Origin of the sequence: Thalassotalea sp. PLHSN55 (assembly GCF_052030545.1) — a bacterium.
Lineage (GTDB): Bacteria > Pseudomonadota > Gammaproteobacteria > Enterobacterales > Alteromonadaceae > CANMXU01.
Map to the genome: position 1 here is coordinate 1 of NZ_JBPDIH010000035.1, position 658 is coordinate 658.

General features: G+C 36.9%; 1 protein-coding gene. It reads right to left on the minus strand.

The features are described from left to right. Positions 1-232 precede the first annotated feature (232 nt). Complete coding sequence (locus ACRRSQ_RS20595; protein ID WP_440877655.1) at positions 233-565, minus strand: immunity protein Imm33 domain-containing protein; 333 nt, start codon at positions 563-565, stop codon at positions 233-235. Positions 566-658: the final 93 nt, after the last annotated feature.

The window sequence follows — 658 nt, forward strand, 5'->3', positions numbered from 1 at the left end:
AAACCGATGCCAGAATAAATTAATAGTTTTATTGCAAATGTCTTTCGTAAAAAGCAATAAAGCTTATTAAGGCTAGCTGAACTAATAATGGCGAAACACACCTAAGTTAATTTTATTTTAAAAGCTTATAGTTAAAGCACATAACGCCTCAATAAGCGGCGCAAAATAGTTGGCTATAATTGTGAACGAAGTGAACGCAGCCAACTGTTTGGCGTCCGACTTGATTGGCTTGTTATATGCCGATTAAACCTTTGTCTTGCCATACATCTTCATAGTCACCAGCAACTAAGAACCTAAACCCTTCAGGTAAAGCTAAATACTTTTCTATTTGTGGGATGTAATCTTTAATATGACTCACATGTAAAGGCTTAAAAAATTCAGGTTCGTCACTCCATTCTTCCCCACACCATATATACCAGCCACAAGTACCATTTTCCGCTACTTGTCTTAAACCGTTTATAGGTAACTTACCGATAGTTTTAATAGCTAATCCTAGCTTATCCGAATCGCCACATGGTGAAAATTCTGTTCCAAATTTAGTGCAAATATCCTGCTGACTACTCATGCTATCCCTTAGGCATATAACGCCTCGTTAAGAGGCAATAAAATAGTTGGCTAAAATTAGCGACGAAGGAGCAAAAAGCCAACTGTTTTTTGT